We start from the raw sequence: 17599 nt of genomic DNA, 5'->3' as shown, positions 1-17599 counted from the left end.
TATTAAGGCGAGTTTTTAGACAATGCCAGAACCATTTCCGCCGCTTGATGGACGTTTAGATGCAACTGATGAACGATAGTTCGCTTTACGATAAGTCGCTATTGGGTCAATTGCACCACCTTTACGTAAACGAGCCATCGCTAAGATAGGGCTAACATCTGTATTAAATGCATTTTTCAGTGTGTTACTAGCCATCAATGCATCATTATCTTGCTGGTATTGCGATAACTTTTCACGATCAACTAACAAAGCTGATACAAAAGAGCGCTGAACACTTGCAGCAGAGTTCATTAAGCTTTCAATTGGATCGGTTACGTTATGTGATTGATCTAACATGTAGTTAGGGTTAAAGCCTTCTTGATTTCGATATTGCGCATCAACTAACTCATTAAAAATTAAGAACTGCTGATAAGGGTGTAAGCTGCCACTATCAAGATCATCATCACCATATTTACTATCATTAAAATGAAAACCACCCAATTTTTTAAATTGAATTAGACGAGATACAATCATTTCAATATTCACGTTTGGTGCGTGGTGCCCTAAATCAACTAATGACTTAGCTTGAGGACCAAGCTCCATAGCCGCAAGGATATTACTGCCCCAGTCCTGAATTATGGTTGAGTAAAATGCAGGTTCGAACATTTTGTGCTCAATATGTAGTTCCCAATCACTTGGAAGACCAGCATAAATTGTTTTCATGCTTTCTAAATAACGCTCAAAAGCACTTTGAAAATGTTGTTGACCTGGATGGTTAGAGCCATCGCCAACCCAAACTGTTAATGTTTTAGAACCCAGCGCTTTGCCCCATTCAATACAATCAAGATTGTGTGCAATTGCAAGGTCGCGTGATTCAGCACTTGTATTACTTAAAGAACCGTATTTAAAGCTATGCTCTTGGCCTGGTTGATCTTGGAATGTATTTGAGTTGATCGAATCCCAGCTTAGGTTTAACTCATCTGAGAATTGTTTTAACTCAGTAAAATCATCTACTTTATCCCAAGGGAAGTGAGGTGAAACACGCTCTGTACACTGAGATAAATCATTAATAACCGCGCTATCTTCTAATTTTTCCCAGATATTACGAGGCTCGCCTTCACCAGGAAAACGTGCAAAACGAGTACCACCGGTACCAGTACCCCAAGATGGCACTGCGATTTGGAAAGCCTGAGCTTTCTCTGTAATATCTTCGATATTAATATCATTACGCGCAAGTTTATTACCTAATGCTTGGTAATCTTCATTTAAGTCGCTCAATAACTGAGCATTTTCATCAGCTATCAGTGATTTATCAATACGTTGTGTCATAACTTATTCCTAATTCTTATTTTGTGTATTTTATCAGTCTATAATTGAGCGCTTTTAAAAAAGCGCTCTAAAAAGTGCAGTTCTAGCGTAAGAAGGCTTCGTGCAGACCACCATCAACACTAATAATCTGACCAGTTGTTTTGCTCAACTGTCCTGACACCATTAAGTAAGCAGCTTCTGCTTGATCTTCTGGCGTGATAGGTTGTTTAGTGAGCGTTCTCTGAGCATAGAAATTAGCGAGTTTATCGCGAAGTTCATCATCAGAATCCGACTCTGTAAATTCAACTTTATATTTAGTTAAAGATGCTATTACACGGTCACGCGGGAACATAGTACTACCTTTAACAACTGTTGCAGGCGCTAAACCATTCACATTAACAAGTGGAGATAGTTCAACAGCTAATTCACGAACTAAGTGATTTGCCGCGGCTTTTGAGGTGTCATAGGCTAATGAGCCTTTCTTCGATACCGCAGCATTTACACTTGTAGTAAGAACAAGAGAGCCTTTAAGGCCTTGTGCTTTCCAGATTTCATTGGCCTCAGTACCTACTATATAACCACCTTTAACATTAACGGCAAAGCTAACATCAAATTGTTGATCATTCGTCATACCTGGTTGGCCAGGTGCTAAGAACACGCCTGCAGTTACTATTACTTTATCAATGCCACCATAAGCCAACGTGACTTCTTTGAACATTTTCTTAACGCTTTCGCGGTCAGTAATATCAACACCTTGAGCAATAGCTGGACCACAGCTTGAAATACCCGTACCGGCTACACCAATGCCTTGGCCATAAATAGCTGTCAATTCATCAGCTGTTTTTTGAGCAGCTTCTTCACGTAAGTCAGCGCATACAACATGGGCACCTTCTCTAGCTACTCTAAATGCTGTTTCTTTACCAATGCCATCACCAGCGCCAATTACAACTACTACATCACGTGCTAGTGGTGCTTCTTTTGGCATACGTTGTAACTTAGCTTCTTCTAAAGCCCAGTACTCAATATCAAATGCTTCTTGTTGAGGCAGTGCTGTGTACTCACTGATCGCTTCAGCACCACGCATAACCTCAATGGCACAATTGTAAAATTCAGTAGTAACCCGAGACTCACTCTTGTTTTTACCCCAGCCAATAATACCTACACCCGGTATTAAAATAACTGTCGGGCTTGGATCTCGCATTGCAGGAGAGTCATCTCGTTTACAATTATTGTAATACTCAGCGTAATCTACACGGTACTGCTCTATACCTTCATTTAATTTTTCAACTAAGGTGTCAAAACCATCTTCTTGAGGATTGAAATCAACATAAAGAGGTTGAATTTTTGTACGTAAGAAGTGATCTGGACAAGAAGTACCAAGTTTTGCTAATCGAGGTGCATCAACACTATTTACAAAGCGAAGGGCTGTTTCATCAGTTTGCACTGTCGAGATAAACTTCACTTTATTTGATAAAAGACCACGTGCAACAGGCAAAAACTTAGCTAATAAATCGTTTCTGTCCTCTTCAGATAAGCTATTATATTTCGCTCCACCGAAAGTCATCTCACCTTTATCATGCTCTTCAATATAACGAGCAGCAGTTTCTATTACCCATAACGATGTTTCATAACAGCTCTTACTTTCACTGTCCCAGTTAGTATGGCCGTGCTGGCCTAACAAAATACCTACACTATCAGGTTTCTCTGCATATGCTTCTTCACATACCTTAGCTGCTTCCCAACCTGGACGCATCCAAGGGACGTAAGCCATTTTTCCGCCCCAAATAACTTCTGTAAGCTCTTTCTGATCTTTACAAGAAGCAACTGCGATGACTGCATTTGGGTGTAAATGGTCAACATGCTTTTCATTAATCATTGAGTGTAATGGCGTGTCAATTGAAGAAGCTCGTGGGTTCAAACAGAAATTACAATGCTTGTACATGCCAATCATTGCATCTTCACCAGCTTGTTTATAACCTTTATCATCACGCGCTTGGTATGTAGCATCAAGTGCGTTTAATTTACCTTGATATAATGATGAAAAATTTTCTTTTTTAGCTGTTCGTAAGTCTCCGCCTGAGCCTTTAACCCACAGCACTTCGACTTCTTCACCGGTTAGTGGATCGGTTTCAATTAATTTTGCAGAAGTGTTACCACCACCTGTATTAGTAATGCGTTGGTCAGCGCCTAAAATATTCGAGCGGTAAACCAAACTATCAATTGGGGTTAACTCATCTGCAACAGAGTCATCCCAGCTATAATTTACGTGTTTATATTCGTCTAGTTTGCTTGGCATCTTCCGTTCAACTCCAGCTGTTAATTAGTTTTTAATAACTTTTAAATACATTGCACGTAATACTACAGACAGAACAAACACAGTCAAGCATTTTAAATCATTTTCAATCACCAAGTTATCAATAAGAGTCAGAACCCATCCTAGTTGTTTGAATGAAACTTTGTTTTTATGGTGGAATAAAACGAGATTTATTTTTTTAAGCGGCTATAAATATTAATAATTTTAATTTTACTACTTAGAAAGTAGTCGCCCTTTACAAATACTAGGGTAGCATTTACATATAGCTATACAGTTTTGTCTTTACTTACAAAATCTATAAAGAGCTTTTACAAGATGGCGTGGATTGATTTTTTATAAAGGTAGGAATTTCAAAAATATCAGAAGCTTTTGGCTTAATAACAACTACGATAAAGCTTGGCTTACTTTGGGTATCACTAAGTAATAATGCCTAGCCAGTAAATTAATTTGTGTAATTGCGCCTTCAATTTTAGTTCGTGCCGAGCTATTCGCCGAGTAAACGGCTATTGTTGGTGGTAAAAGCCATCAATAAACACTGCCCGCTCAATCTAGAGTAAAACGTCATAGCCTTATTATCATTTCCTAAATCATGATCAAGGCTGAGCTGTTTTACTTAACCAGCATGCAAAAGTTTAATCATTTCATCAAGCTAATAGGCTCTTAACCAACCGGCTAAAGCAAGTCAAAAATTAAGCCAGATTTTAATGTGGGACACTCAAAAATAAGCTATTGGTTAGCAATGTTATTCCTCTGCAATCTCCGTGGTAAATGTAGAAGAATCAAAAGATACAATTAGTTCATAAAAAATTAGTCAGCCTGTTGTGCTACTAAGTTGGGTTCCCCGCTTTGGCGGGGGTGAACGGCAAAACGCTGTAGCAAAAAAATTTAGTTAGCAATTGTAACTACTAATTTTTACCCTTTGCGTAAGCAGAGGTATATGAAAACTAATTTGTATATTCCTTGTGGTTGGTAGGTATGTATTTTTACATATCTATCGACTCATTGAACCATCTACCTCTAAGTTACTTCCTCCTATTCAGTCGTATTTAATAGTTTTAAAAACTCATTTTTATATACACCTTAATCTTTTTTATATGGTGACAGTCTAATTAATGCTTTCAACAAAAAAAGCGCCCTAAAAATCAGGGCGCTTTGCGTTTAGGACAAATAAACGAGGGTTATACAAATTTAAATAACAAATATAGCAGCATAGCTTTCATACTATGCTTATTACTTTGGCAATATTTCTCGTAGTTGATTATGCCAATAGCCATCTTGGTACAGAATAAGGTCAGCGTAATAAACCAGGCAAAATTTTGAGTTGATTGGTACTGTAAAAACAGTAACCCTGAGCCACTAAAAGCAATAGTCGAATAGATAATTTCTATTCGATATCGACTAATAGCTTTCAAAATTTTGGGCATTAAAAGCCGTCATCAAACGAGTCAAAAGCATCAAAACAATCGTGCTCTATAGAGTCTCCTATCGACTCTTCAATTTCATAAACGGTCATTACTCGATTAGATTGGCCCACTACATTGCCGCCAACATCAACGATGCTAGCGCTCGCATTTGTGATAGGTAATCCTGTTGAGGGATTAATAGCAATATCATTAGCGTCATTATTTTTCATTTTTTAAACCTTCTTAATTATTAATTTATGCTTTCAAATTTAATAATTTCGTGATAAAAATCAAACTCGTTTGACTGCGCAGCTCAGCAACAAACAGTTTGAATTAAGCAATTAGCCCTTCCCTTACTCCACCTAATTTTATTAAGTAAAAACCTTTTATTCTTTTCTAAAAAAACACATTAATTAGTTTAATTTGGAGGCGGCTTTTGTCTGCAAGACAGGTTTTTTAAAACGCATTTTTCGGCACGACAAACTGCAAAAATAGCGTCTCAGAATGAGACCAACAAGCGCGTAATGTGTTGTAGGCGAAGCCGCAGACACATGGAGTTGCGCGAATGTACAGGCTGGCCTGTACCAACCGCGATAGTGTTTCGCATCAGCGAAATTCGATTAAAATTTTGCAAAAATTGATATCGAACCATCTATTTTCGTAGAAAATAAAAGCGAAGAAAAATGCGGATAATGGGGCACCCATCGCATTGTCTGTAGCGGCAGTATGGCGGTTGGTACAGGGCGGAGCACGGTACATTCGCGCAGGGTCTACAACGCTAGCGCGATAGCGCGTTGAGCCAGCTCGTTGCGGAGCAACACCAGAGCTGGCGGGCGTTTTAGGCCCTATGGTTGAACAACGAAGTTGAGAAGCCATCAGCTGAAAGCTGCTTTTTGTTGCGATAATTATCGCGACAATGATTCCGTGCATGCTGTCAGAGTATCTCGGAATGAAAAACGGAAATACATTTATAAAATGATGATAATTTTTGTGTTGCGATGCTAGTTAATTTTACTAATTAACTCATCAAAAGGATTTTTGAATTGACTCAGCAGCCATCAAAAAATTTAGAAACGAAAAACACTCTTCATACTCACTACCCCCGCTATTTTGATATTGATATGCGGTATTGTGCAGGCGCAAATAACCATCAAAAAGGGGTTAACAGGACCAAGCTCTCGGTTCTTATTGCAATTCGGTTTTCTATTGTTACACCAGGGATTATTCGTTGGCTATATTCCATCAATCATCGGTTAGCATTAGAGCATTTAAACCGGCTAGAAAAAGATGGTTTACTGCGTGTGGTAAAAACACACCGCAGTCCAGACGGACGCGTCTATGTTCCTACCTATACTGCTGCCAAATTTGCCGAGGAATTAATGGGCATCGACGTGTATTTTAGGAGTAATAAAAACCCTGCTCTGCAGTTCAACCAAAATAATGTAGTACATAATCTTATAAACGCATTTGTAATGTTGCGCGGTATACATAATTATCACAGTGATGAAACATACGCACCCATGTGGAATGGGCTTATTACTGAGCCTGAATTTAAACGTATTAACGGCCTATCTGATACACGAACTGTGGATGGTGCTGTGCGACTCTTAGATGGCTCTATTGCAGCAGTTGAAATTGAGCACTCATTTAAAAATAAAACGGCACGGCAGGCTATTTTACTAAAATATTTGGCCTCGTTAAAAAATAACGATTACAGTAAGATTTTTTTATTCTCTCAGTCGGTCAAAATTTTTGATGACATTAAACGTTTACATGAGCAGCTATTTACGGAGTTACCTGAACGTTACGACAAAAGAACACGAGCACCACTTCTCAGTGAGAGCGATGCTGAGCTGCTGCGTGCCTCAATAATATACCGAACTAAACTATGCTCTGAAATTGAAAAAATGTTTTACTCGTAATGCAGTAGTATAAACATTAAGGCGTTATGGTTTTTTTTCATTCAATTGTTTAGAGTAAAAAATCTTAGATTCATCGTCACCAAGTATTTTTGCATATTCCACGCAACGCCTTACATCTGCTTTTTTCAGCTTAAAAGTAGGATTTTGATTCTGTTTTAACATCTCATAGGTTCGTAATAACGTGAGGTTTTCACGAGCCCACTCGCCCTCTTTAGCTGACCCTTTTTTGACTTTAGGGCGGCGAAATAGATTCGGCCTTGCTATATGTTCACTTTTACTAGGGCATTGAGTGCTGTACGCAAACTCAATCGCAGTAATACAATTGCCCATTTTTTTTGGCTTAAACTTTACGCATATATCTGTGTGGGCATTGATTTTTTCAATAGCAGGTAGCAGTACGCGATTTTTAAAATCCCGCCATGCTCCATATGATTCGGATAAAAATAATTTCTGTTTCATCTCTGGCAACTGAAAATTCACAACTACCTCGCCCTTCCGTTTGTAATTTTTATAATTTCGCACCCTATTTAGAAGTGCGTAGAGCCGAAATGATGCTAGGTTGTTTAATTTTACTGTGTTATGAAAAAATAACTCTGTGAAATCACCCTTTATATTAAAAATATACGGCTCGATGGCTTCTGAAAACTCCAGTGTAATAAACGACCCTTGGTTTTTCAGCTTTTCGTATGTGGTATTGCTCACCCAAGGGATTGAAAACGCTTCATCTTTATCATCTAAAATAGTGACAAATTTATCTCTTAGTGACTCTGCAGCTGCGCTCAGCTGCTCATAGACACTGCTTTTATTGAGGCCGAAACACTTGGCATATTCCGTTGGATAAATCACGATTTTTCCTGGGTTAGGTTTTTTTGAATTAACCTTAGACAGCGCGAGATTTATTAATCGCTGCTCATTAATCTCTAGCGAATATCCCGCATGTAATAGCTTATTGGCGAAAACAATTTTTGGAGAATTTTTACTGCTCATGTCACTACCTTATTTCTAGTTGATGCAGTTATGCTAACCGCGGCTCAACCAATAAAAGAAATTTCGGTAAGTTTTTTGGTAAATAAAATTTTTATTTATTCACGGTAAAGTGTCCTCCTAAACCGTATAAATTGCCCACTCATTTCGTATAAAATGCCACAATAAACATATAAATTGCCCACCAAAACAGTAAATATTTTATTTAATTTCAATAAGATAACCCCCTCTAAAAGTATTAAAATAGAAAAAATAAAAATACAGGCGCATTTGCCACTTTTATAAATTTATTAATTCATTTCTGACGGTTAAAAAATAAATTAATTATTTTTTATTTTTTTACCACGCCACTATGATTTGTAATGAGGCTACTGAGTGAACTAACTGAAATACGCAAAAGGGAGGTAGACGTATCTACCTCCCCTTTGCATTTGACCTATGCGCCCTGCCAAACATGATTACAATGACTGCGCTTTTGAGCCACCGTAACGAAATCCTGTATTTGCGCAGGACCTCCTCCCAGGTTTGATACTCAGTAACTGAGTAAAATGCCCTATTAAACGCTATTGCAGTTAGGGCAGCGAATCAGCAAATAATGATTCACGGCATATTTTGGGAGACATGATCAGGCTGTTACTTTGATTTTGAAAATAACTATTATGACCTCAGTTTCAATCGCCAATTATTTCCAATTTAACCCTAAGAAAAAACATCATCCTCGAAGTCACATGGCAGCTCCACACGCTCTATTGGGTCGCTAATCAGAGCATGCATAAGCTCGTAAGTAAACTTTCGCATGGCAAACTCATTTAGTGCTTTATTCGCTGTAATTTCAGGGCCAATGACCTCCCAGAGCTCATGTAAATTAAAATTATCACTGCGTAATTCTAATAGGTTTATTTGGTGGTCATTCGCGGTGATTACTCGACTAAATGTCTGTAATAATTTTAAAAAATCCAATGTTGATACGTATGTGCTTTCCATACTTAACTTTCCTTGTATGATTTGTTATCAAAATCGATAACTCATTATTAGGTAATAATCAGGCATGGGAATTTAAATCTATTTACGAAAAAAATTATAAAAAAAAGCGAACAAATGTTCGCTTAGGGGGTTATGCATTGTCGATAATATCGACCCAATCACTCTCTGCTGCTGCAAAAAATGTAGTTGGCGTTTGCATAAATATTTGCTGAAACTCCTCAGAGAAAAACTCACAAAACTGCGTTATTTGCTCTATGTAGATAAGTAAAAAAAGCGTCATATCTACTCCCTCTAAATATCGATTCTCGAAACTCGGATTTTTTTCTAACATACTATTTGAAATGCTAATCCCAAGTATTTTTCCAACGCTATCTCTATGTAAATATATGTAATTATTGAAATTTAACTCCAAACTTTGTTCGTCAACTACATCTGCTAGCAATAAAATTGTAGAGCAGTCATCCCAAGGCGATTTACTGGCTCGAACGTATTGGCGAATAAATTGAGATTTAGTACTTTTCATGATTTGTCCTCGTTAATTGTCCTGAAATTAACTAGGGCCATGCGATGGGTAAAAATGAAGAATTGCGTTTTGTTGGCTAAATTTGCAAAAATAATAAAAATCATTAAGGTTGAAAAAGAACACCCAACTTTAAGGCAGAACAATATGACTGATTTTATTTGGCTAATACCAGCGATAGTATTGACACTAATTTTGATAAAACTTGTTCTCACACACGATAAAGACAGTTAAATTTATTGTCTTTGTAGCCTTTACTTGAACAGTACCACTTACTTAAATTGAGAATCCCCAAAACATTGATAAGCTATTGAGTTATGATTAAATATAGCGCCCATATTGAAATCTATTATCGTAATTACGCTCTAAAAATAATTATGTTTTTTTATTAGATAAATTTCAAACACAACGAGAAATTGTTTGAAACGTCTATTAAAGTAAGTGCTTTGAAGTGAGAGTTAGATTAGTTATTCTGAGGAAGATCATTGAACTAACTTACTAAGTAAAGAGTATCTAGGTTGATAGTTTCCAGAGTGTCTACTGAGACAGCGCACCGTCTACTTTTGGAGCGCACTAAGAGCTTTTACCGATTGGTAATTATTACCGCGGATTGCTGCCTTTCAAGTTTTACTAGCGAACGGCTCTTGTGTGCCATTTCCGGACGTTCGTAACGCCGGTTACAACCTTGTTAAGTGAATTAAAGGTGATTGTCTTGCCAGTACGAGCTGTAATGCAAAGGTAATTCAACAGGATGCTTTTCACCACTTTCACGATAAAGCTTAAGCCTTTCTTTAAATGAGACTAATTCTCCACCATTAAATGATGAGGTGTCGTAAAATTGTCGTCCTTTGTTGATGAAATCTAAAGTAATTTCGTATTGGAAACGCCACCATAAAAGCAGCGCTCCTACTTCGGTAATTGTACTTCTTTTTAGGTAAACCCACGCGGACGCTCTAACATCTCTTTCTGCCATCAGGCTGTATGGGTTGTTAAATCCTGCGAGCTTGTCGATTATCATATACACCTAACGCCGTTTTAAGCGGCGAGTAGTAGCTTGCTAAAATGTGAAACGAAGTGGAACCGAGCAAGCTGTTACGAGTCCGACTTGAAAACCTTTGTTAGGCTTCTTTGCGTTCGAATAGACTATTAAATGCTAAATTCATCCTTTCAATATTTTCATTTAAAGCATCAACAAATATTTGAGAATTTTGATCATTTTCAAGCTCACTACGTAAAGCGATAGCCATAGGTGGTAATAATGATAAAAGGCGACTATGTTCACTCAAACATTTTTTTGCAAAAGTCTGAAATAAAGGGTCTAAGATTGACTGCTGTTCTTCTAAACTCACTTTACTCCGTTTAACAATATCCTCTTGAATCTCATAATTTTTATTTAAATAATCAAATGTAGCCTGATTATTGTGCCCTTGAAGGTTTAATTCTTTCATAATTGAAATGATACGATCTTTCTCATCGTTAGCAGAGTCTATTGTCGACTGGAATATTTCAATAGCTTCCTTGTGATCTAAAACTACAGCTCTATCTTTCATTAATTTAATCATAGATTCAGCCGTTTCGGCTGAATAATTTAAAATAGCAGCTACGGAGTCTTCTTTGGCTGCAAGGTAGGATTTGGCAACAATCCCACTATGGCCAGCCATTTGAGTTTCAATACCTTTTTGCGTGAAATCTAAGTTCATTAATTTGGGAACTAATTCTAATACATCGGCGAAAGAGCTAGCTACGTTTAAAAAGACCTCCTTCTTTAATGCTAGTTTTTGTTCGGATTGGTATTTTTGTTTTTCATGTTCAAGCAGCGCTGTCTGTCTTTTTTCATTGCCTTTATTTGTCCACAAAACACCCAAGAAAGTTAGGCAAGAAGCAACGACGCCACTCCAAACAACGTTTGGAACTTTAGAAATTAACTCGATAATAGATTCCATGCACTGCATCCTTGAGAAGCCTAACAACTTTACCAGAGGACACTTTCCCTATTTTAGCGCGAAGACGTCCTTATTTTGTGAACCTACATTAATAGCAAATAGTGTAAGTGATTGCCAGCTATAAATATTATGCTTTCTGTAACTCATTTAAACATGTAAAAAAGAGGAATGTTTCTTCTTATTCTTACCAAACTAATGAAGACTCACCTCACTGACCGGTTATAGCTCAAAGCCGCCTCCCATATAAATAGTAGATATAGAAATGCGTTCCACATTGTGGAAACAGGGTTAACAATACATAATTCTGGTTAAATACACCAGAATTGTGTATTCAATATCGAATACCTCCTTAAACACACCATAAATGTGTTATTTTAGCTATTAACTTTACATAATTATGGTAATTACACTAAAAACACCACTATTTTGTACTCTATATTCAAGTAAGACTTAGTTTAAAGGCTTAATAAACAAATTGAGATAACACAATTATGGTATTTTTCATCAAATGACTCATGTTAGATACAGATAAATGGTGTTTTATAATGTTAGATAACACAATAGTGGCATATCAACACCATTATTTTGTTATTTATAAAAACCAAAAAAAGACAAAACATTGAAATTTAGTTACTTTTAATAAAAAATGAATTTTATTGATTACATGTAACTGGTAAAAAACACCAGCTTTATGTAAAACAATCGTTTCGAATACACAAAACTGGTGTTGTTGACCAGTATTGTGTATTTTAAGCTTATTGATTACAGTTTTCTGGTGTGCAAATGGAAAAAAAACTAAACCCAAACCCAATTTCTCGTTCAAATTTACCTAAACATATAAAACAAGGGCATAAACTTGTATTCAGCCGCAAGGACTTGTCGCAAAGAGAAGCGGACCTGTTTGCACTGATGATGGCGCAGATGAAAGATTCCGACTGGGAAAAAAGCACACCACAGTATACATATACAGCAAGCCAGCTATCAGAATGGCTGAATATCAGCTCTAAGCATGTTGGCAGTATTTTATCTCCTGCTGCTGAACGACTTGCAAGCTACAAAATAGGTATAAAAGTTGAAGGAACCTCCGGCGACTTTGAATTTGATTACAAACCTCTATTTAAAAATATTAAGTATAAACGAGGCGTGTTAACAATGGTGCCAAATGATATGCTCGAAAGTGAATATATTGAATATAAACAAGGGTTTGCATTAATAACAACAAGAACATATTTAGATATAAAACAAGAATACGCAAAAAGGTTGTACGAAATTTTAAGTCGATTCAAAAAAGACGGTTATGAAATGCATTATATTGCAATTGAAGAGCTTAAGGGACTTTTTGGTTTACTCGATGAAAGTGGGCGACTGAAAAAAAATAAAAGTTCATTTAAAAACAACGGCGTATTCATGAAACGCTGCGTTAGAGATAGCATCGAAATCTTACGTGAACACCCTATTGCTCGTAAGGAGTTTTTATTTCTAGAAAGCGAAAATAACGACATTGGTTATGAATTAAAAACACAAGGTAAGAAAATTTCTGAAATAAAATTTCTTATTAGATGGCTAAATAAAGGTACTACAGAAGAATTAAATACTCATGATGCGCTAAATACAGTGAAAGAATTAATTTCTAAACAATTAATTCAAAAGGAAAAGCTATCTCCTGCAGAACTAACACAGCTAATGTTTGCTTATCGTTACCTTGGCCAAGATGATGAGGCGGATAAAGTTGAAAAAGCTCTAAATAGAAGCATGGCTCTAAATAAAAATACAGTAAATGAAAAAGAGAAACAGCTAAGGGATGAAGTTAATTCTTTAATAGAGTTAACAAAAGATATCGACTACTAAACACACCATAAATGTGTAATCACAATACCAGTTATATGATCAGCAATACCATTTTAGTGATCACTAATACCATCAATATGATCATCTATACCATTAAAGTGATCATAAACACCATTAAACTGATCTAAAACAAGTTAAAAATCGTTATTTTTCAATTAGATAAGAAGTCTATATATTAATAGTCTCTATATTCCTTAATAGAAATAATATAATTTATAGTATCTGTGTATAAGTGCATAACATTGAAATACATAGCAATTAAACAAGAAACTAATTATTCCATTTAGTGTTTACAAACTCATTAATATGCAGCATTATATGTTAACTTTATAAAATGCTGCATATTTCAAGGTAAGCTGATGGATGACAGAATACTAAAAATAGCCACTAGGGCGAAACTAACCCTGGAGGCATTGTCAGAGAAAATTACTAATTCTCAGATAGAATTTAATGCTGAAAAGTATGAACCTACATACTCAAAGTCTGCAGTCGCAAGTTTACCAGAATTAGCTAAGGCAAAAGTAGATAAAGCTGTAGCTGAGATGGAGCAGGAGGGATATCAGTTCCAAAAAAAGCAGGCCGGATTAAATAATGTTTATAGCATGGGACATAAAGATATTACTGCGATTTATGAACACAGAGGTGTTCCTAAATACCGTGATAAATTTAAAGAAGCCCATACAATTTTTCTTACAAACCTTAAAGGCGGCGTTGCGAAGACGGTCTCCAGCGTGACTCTCGCTCACGGCTTAAGGTGCACCCCTGCCCTACTTCACCATGATTTGAGAATCCTAGTGCTCGACCTAGACCCACAGGCAAGTGCAACAATGTTTATGAAACACGATCTTTCTATTGGCGTTGTAGATGAAACTGTTGCCCAGGCAATGCTACAGAATGTAAGTCGCGAAGAATTATTGGATGAGTTCGTAAAACCAACGAACGTATCTGGAGTAGATATTATACCTGCCTCTATTGAAGACGCATTTATAGCCTCTCAATTCGAAAAGTTAGCAAATGAGCATTTACCTGGACAAAATATATATGATGTCCTGCAAGAAAATATAATTGATAAGCTAAAACATGATTATGATTTTATTTTTATTGATTCAGGGCCTCATTTGGATGCATTTCTATTAAACTCTTTTGTTGCAGCCGATACATTTTTAATACCAGTCCCCCCTGCTCAAGTTGATTTTCATTCGACTCTAAAATTTATGCAAAGACTTCCTGAACTTTTCGATATGACCGAAACGGCAGGCAGCGAAATTAAACTTAGTTCAATATTCGGATATATGGCTAAGATTGCGAGGAAGTCTGATCATGCTGATGCCCAAAGCCTACTTCGGGAGGTCTGTGGTGCAGATATGCTAGATACGTCTTTACCGTTATCAACAGCATTTGAACGTTGTGGTGAGAGTTTTGGGACTGTTTTTTCAACTAATCCAAAATTTTATCCTGGTGATAGAGATGCTTTAAAAAAAGCGCGTCTAAAAGCTGAAGAATTCACACGTTCAGTATTTGACACAATTACGTTTAATAGAAAAAACAAAGGCTAGACCACTATGAATACCAAAAAAAGAGCCGTGATCGGACGTAAAATTACAACTACTAATCTTGATGAGCTTATTACAAAAAATAGTGGAAATAATATAGTTGAACGTTCACCTATTTCTGAACGAGACATTGAATGGGAACGCGTTGAAATTGAAAGTCAGGATGTTTTAAATGAATGTATAAAGTCGATTTATAATAAGCGATCTTTTAAAGATTTGTCTTTAGCATCTGTGCTCGATATTTATCATTCAATAAAATCTACAGGTGGTAATACTGAAGCCGTTAGAGCCGAACTTGTTGATGGAAAGTATGAAATCCTAGGTGGTCTTCGTCGTGCTTACACTGTTTCTCTTTTACCAGATACAAAATTAACCTTAGTTGTTGCCAAAGATTTAACGGAAGAAGAACGCGCTCATTTCGCCTTAGTAATGGATGAATACTCAGAGCCTAGCTATATGGATAAAGCACGCTCCATTAGTGAGTTAAAGGATAAACTGGAAAAAAGAAATGGTATGGAGCTAACAGGGACAAAACTTTGTGAAATTTTGGGGATGAAAAAAAGCAACGTCTACTACGCGTTAAGCTTTTCAAATATACCTAACGATATTATAAAGCTGTTCCCTGCCCTAAAATTTATATCTACTCCATTTCTACGAGAATTAGTTAAATATAATAAAGATAATTATCTCGATAATTTAGCTTCACATTTTAAAGCGATCGAAACATCACAGCTTACTGGTAAAGAGTCTAAAGAAGAATTATTAGAAATAGACGAATTTTTAGAAAAGGAATCTAAAAAGTTACAACGTGATATTTTAAATAAAATTAAAAATGACAAAGCTCAAGATAAAACTGCTTATGACGGTAAGTTCAAAGAGCTTATTAAAAGCAACGTAAGTGGTGTAAAATTTACGACGACAAAAAATGGTGTAAATATTTCTATAGATGAATCTAAGATAAGTCCAGATATATTAGAAATGCTTTTAACCAGCTTTAACTCTTAGTTTTACCAACATAACCTTTATTTTAGATGCCTTTTCCACATTGTGGAAAAGGCATATTGTTAAAATTAGACTTGCCTACGAATAATATAAATACGTTTTATCACATGAATATTTAATAATATTTCCCAACTTAATCTCCCCTTTCTAGCAGTAGTACCATATATTGTTCTGGTCAATTAAAACTAGACACTTTAATTTGATAATTTTCAAACTCCACAGACGATAAATCATTATTCGCTGAATGCAGACGCTCTAAGTTGTAATATTTAATGTATACAACCACTTATTTTTTCATAAATACTCTCATTGGCTGGTTTACTTTGAATAACCAATCATGCTTTAAACTACTAAAAAAGTGCTCAACGACAGCATTATCCCAGCAAGCTCCCACATCCCCTATACTTGCTCTTATGCTATAACTAGCGAGCAGTTTACTATATTGTAAACTTGTATATTGTGAACCTCGCTCGGTGTGGATAACGAGCCCAATCGGCGGCTGTCGCAAATTTTAGGCTTTGATAACGCCTTACTTATTAAGCCCGTTGTTATACATTTATCGATATGCCATCCTACGATTCAGCGTGAATATAAATCCATCACTACAGCCAAATACATCCAGCCTTCACCTGTTTTTAAATAAGTCACATCACCAGCCTAAATTTGATTAGCACCCATTGGATTGAAGTTCTGGTTAAGTAAGTTAGCTGAAACAGAGTCTGAGTGTTTATGCCTAGTGCTGTGTAACTTTTAAACATACACGGCGTACAATCTTACGAACAAGGTACCGACCAACTTGATAGCCTTCCTTGCAAAGTCTCTTCACCATTTCTCGGTTACCTAAACTCCCTCCGCTCTTTTCAAAAAGCTGGCGGATACGTCGGTACAGCTTTAGCGCATCAATGCTGATTATTACTGGTGGGCATTTTAGCCAGTCATAATAATCTGATTTGCTTACTTGCATCATGCGACAAAGCAATGTCACAGGGAACTGAATAGACTGTTTTTTAATTAAATTTTACTTTATTTCTTTTGTAAAGAAGGCGCTGGCCTAATGCCGATCAGTTAAGAAAATGACCCATCCAAACGATCATGCAAAATCCGTAGCTAGGAAACTAACTACGGATTCTTTTGTGAATATAGAACAAGCACTGCAAGCAACACTTGAAGAAAGCAGCCGATACCATACCTTTGAAAAATTATCAGAAATTCTTGGCCCTGAAATCATTGAACAAGGTTTTCAACAAGCAGGGATTGCAACCGTCCGTAAGCGAAGATTACCGCTTGAAGCCGTTTTGTGGTCAGTTATTGGCATGGCATTATCAGTTTGGAATATCGCTAATAAGCTAGATATCATGTTACCAGGCAAGAACCCACTCGTTGCTCCAAGTGCGATGGTACAGGCGAGACAAAGGTTAGGTGATGATCCCGTTAAACACGTTTTCAATAAGTCTGCTCAATCAATGTATAAGCAACAGTCATTCGAAACATGGAATGGTTTGAACCTATTAGCTGTTGACGGTGTTGTGTGGCGAACAGCCGACACGCCCGATAATCGTAAAGCCTTCTCTTCTGGTAGCAACCAATACGGTGATACAGCCTTTCCTCAAATACGCATGGTCTGTCATATGGAATTGACCAGCCATCAACTGCTCAGTAGCGAGTTTGATAACTATAAAACCAACGAGTTGAAATTAGCTGAGCGTTTAATTGGACGTACACCAGATAATTCACTGACTATGTTTGATAAAGGATATTATTCTTTAGGCCTGTTAAACCGTTGGCACCAAACTGGGGAGATGAGGCACTGGCTGATACCAGCAAGGCCCGACTTACAGT

The 17599-nt window shown here is 36.7% G+C and carries 13 protein-coding genes and 1 pseudogene; 5 read left to right on the top strand and 9 right to left on the bottom strand.

Annotation, left to right across the window (positions count from 1 at the left end; all coding sequences use genetic code 11):
* Nucleotides 1-15: 15 nt before the first annotated feature.
* From rhaI to H5120_RS14330, 3 genes are all read right to left on the bottom strand, one after another.
* Nucleotides 16-1308, bottom strand: a complete 1293-nt coding sequence (rhaI, locus tag H5120_RS14340) for an L-rhamnose catabolism isomerase (protein ID WP_182675158.1) — start codon at nucleotides 1306-1308, stop codon at nucleotides 16-18.
* Nucleotides 1309-1390: 82 nt separating this feature from the next.
* Nucleotides 1391-3583, bottom strand: coding sequence for a bifunctional rhamnulose-1-phosphate aldolase/short-chain dehydrogenase (locus H5120_RS14335; protein WP_182675156.1), 2193 nt, complete (start codon nucleotides 3581-3583; stop codon nucleotides 1391-1393).
* Nucleotides 3584-5024: 1441 nt separating this feature from the next.
* The gene (locus H5120_RS14330) at nucleotides 5025-5234 is read right to left on the bottom strand and encodes a hypothetical protein (protein ID WP_182675154.1); all 210 of its coding nucleotides are present in this window, start codon (nucleotides 5232-5234) and stop codon (nucleotides 5025-5027) included.
* A gap of 813 nt (nucleotides 5235-6047) precedes the next feature.
* Here H5120_RS14330 and H5120_RS14325 point away from each other — a divergent pair.
* Nucleotides 6048-6926 (top strand): hypothetical protein, encoded by an 879-nt coding sequence (locus H5120_RS14325; protein ID WP_182675152.1) that lies wholly within the window; start codon nucleotides 6048-6050, stop codon nucleotides 6924-6926.
* A gap of 24 nt (nucleotides 6927-6950) precedes the next feature.
* Here the strand turns inward: H5120_RS14325 and H5120_RS14320 are convergent, their stop codons facing one another.
* The 5 genes from H5120_RS14320 to H5120_RS14300 all read right to left on the bottom strand — a co-directional run bounded on the left by H5120_RS14320 (nucleotide 6951) and on the right by H5120_RS14300 (nucleotide 11357).
* Complete coding sequence (locus H5120_RS14320; protein ID WP_182675150.1) at nucleotides 6951-7913, bottom strand: replication initiation protein; 963 nt, start codon at nucleotides 7911-7913, stop codon at nucleotides 6951-6953.
* A 696-nt stretch (nucleotides 7914-8609) separates the two neighbouring features.
* A complete protein-coding gene (locus tag H5120_RS14315) occupies nucleotides 8610-8894 on the bottom strand; it encodes a hypothetical protein (protein ID WP_149602688.1) in 285 nt (94 codons plus the stop codon).
* A 130-nt stretch (nucleotides 8895-9024) separates the two neighbouring features.
* Nucleotides 9025-9417 carry a hypothetical protein gene (locus tag H5120_RS14310; RefSeq protein ID WP_149602687.1) on the bottom strand — a complete coding sequence of 131 codons (393 nt, stop codon included), beginning with the start codon at nucleotides 9415-9417 and terminating at the stop codon, nucleotides 9025-9027.
* Nucleotides 9418-10111: 694 nt separating this feature from the next.
* Nucleotides 10112-10432 (bottom strand): hypothetical protein, encoded by a 321-nt coding sequence (locus H5120_RS14305; RefSeq protein WP_101163373.1) that lies wholly within the window; start codon nucleotides 10430-10432, stop codon nucleotides 10112-10114.
* Between the two features lie 100 nt (nucleotides 10433-10532).
* Nucleotides 10533-11357 (bottom strand): chromosome partitioning protein ParA, encoded by an 825-nt coding sequence (locus H5120_RS14300; RefSeq protein ID WP_182675148.1) that lies wholly within the window; start codon nucleotides 11355-11357, stop codon nucleotides 10533-10535.
* Nucleotides 11358-12140: 783 nt separating this feature from the next.
* On the opposite strand from H5120_RS14300, the gene H5120_RS14295 reads away from it, so the two are divergent.
* The 3 genes from H5120_RS14295 (at nucleotide 12141) to H5120_RS14285 (ending at nucleotide 15763) form a co-directional block, all read left to right on the top strand.
* The gene (locus tag H5120_RS14295; RefSeq protein WP_182675146.1) at nucleotides 12141-13205 is read left to right on the top strand and encodes a replication initiation protein; all 1065 of its coding nucleotides are present in this window, start codon (nucleotides 12141-12143) and stop codon (nucleotides 13203-13205) included.
* A gap of 359 nt (nucleotides 13206-13564) precedes the next feature.
* Nucleotides 13565-14761 (top strand): AAA family ATPase, encoded by a 1197-nt coding sequence (locus H5120_RS14290; RefSeq protein ID WP_182675144.1) that lies wholly within the window; start codon nucleotides 13565-13567, stop codon nucleotides 14759-14761.
* Between the two features lie 6 nt (nucleotides 14762-14767).
* A complete protein-coding gene (locus H5120_RS14285) occupies nucleotides 14768-15763 on the top strand; it encodes a hypothetical protein (RefSeq protein ID WP_182675143.1) in 996 nt (331 codons plus the stop codon).
* A 172-nt stretch (nucleotides 15764-15935) separates the two neighbouring features.
* On the opposite strand, the pseudogene H5120_RS14280 reads toward H5120_RS14285, so the two are convergent.
* Nucleotides 15936-16812: pseudogene (locus H5120_RS14280) on the bottom strand (IS3 family transposase); the annotation flags it as partial.
* A gap of 81 nt (nucleotides 16813-16893) precedes the next feature.
* Between H5120_RS14280 and H5120_RS14275 the strand changes: the two are divergent.
* Nucleotides 16894-17599 (top strand): IS4 family transposase (locus tag H5120_RS14275; RefSeq protein ID WP_182675141.1); only part of this gene is annotated, 706 nt, incomplete at its 3' end.

Source organism: Pseudoalteromonas sp. SR43-2 (assembly GCF_014163885.1).
GTDB lineage: Bacteria > Pseudomonadota > Gammaproteobacteria > Enterobacterales > Alteromonadaceae > Pseudoalteromonas > Pseudoalteromonas distincta.
Note: the sequence above shows the minus strand (reverse complement) of the source record. Positions and strands in the feature narration are given on the sequence as shown.

What these genes read in the sequence shown, in the direction of transcription:
- rhaI (WP_182675158.1), bottom strand. Translation starts at nt 1,308, where the DNA reads ATGACACAACGTATTGATAAATCACTGATAGCTGATGAAAATGCTCAG.
- H5120_RS14335 (WP_182675156.1), bottom strand. Translation starts at nt 3,583, where the DNA reads ATGCCAAGCAAACTAGACGAATATAAACACGTAAATTATAGCTGGGAT.
- H5120_RS14330 (WP_182675154.1), bottom strand. Translation starts at nt 5,234, where the DNA reads ATGAAAAATAATGACGCTAATGATATTGCTATTAATCCCTCAACAGGA.
- H5120_RS14320 (WP_182675150.1), bottom strand. Translation starts at nt 7,913, where the DNA reads ATGAGCAGTAAAAATTCTCCAAAAATTGTTTTCGCCAATAAGCTATTA.
- H5120_RS14315 (WP_149602688.1), bottom strand. Translation starts at nt 8,894, where the DNA reads ATGGAAAGCACATACGTATCAACATTGGATTTTTTAAAATTATTACAG.
- H5120_RS14310 (WP_149602687.1), bottom strand. Translation starts at nt 9,417, where the DNA reads ATGAAAAGTACTAAATCTCAATTTATTCGCCAATACGTTCGAGCCAGT.
- H5120_RS14305 (WP_101163373.1), bottom strand. Translation starts at nt 10,432, where the DNA reads ATGATAATCGACAAGCTCGCAGGATTTAACAACCCATACAGCCTGATG.
- H5120_RS14300 (WP_182675148.1), bottom strand. Translation starts at nt 11,357, where the DNA reads ATGGAATCTATTATCGAGTTAATTTCTAAAGTTCCAAACGTTGTTTGG.
- H5120_RS14295 (WP_182675146.1), top strand. Translation starts at nt 12,141, where the DNA reads ATGGAAAAAAAACTAAACCCAAACCCAATTTCTCGTTCAAATTTACCT.
- H5120_RS14290 (WP_182675144.1), top strand. Translation starts at nt 13,565, where the DNA reads ATGGATGACAGAATACTAAAAATAGCCACTAGGGCGAAACTAACCCTG.
- H5120_RS14285 (WP_182675143.1), top strand. Translation starts at nt 14,768, where the DNA reads ATGAATACCAAAAAAAGAGCCGTGATCGGACGTAAAATTACAACTACT.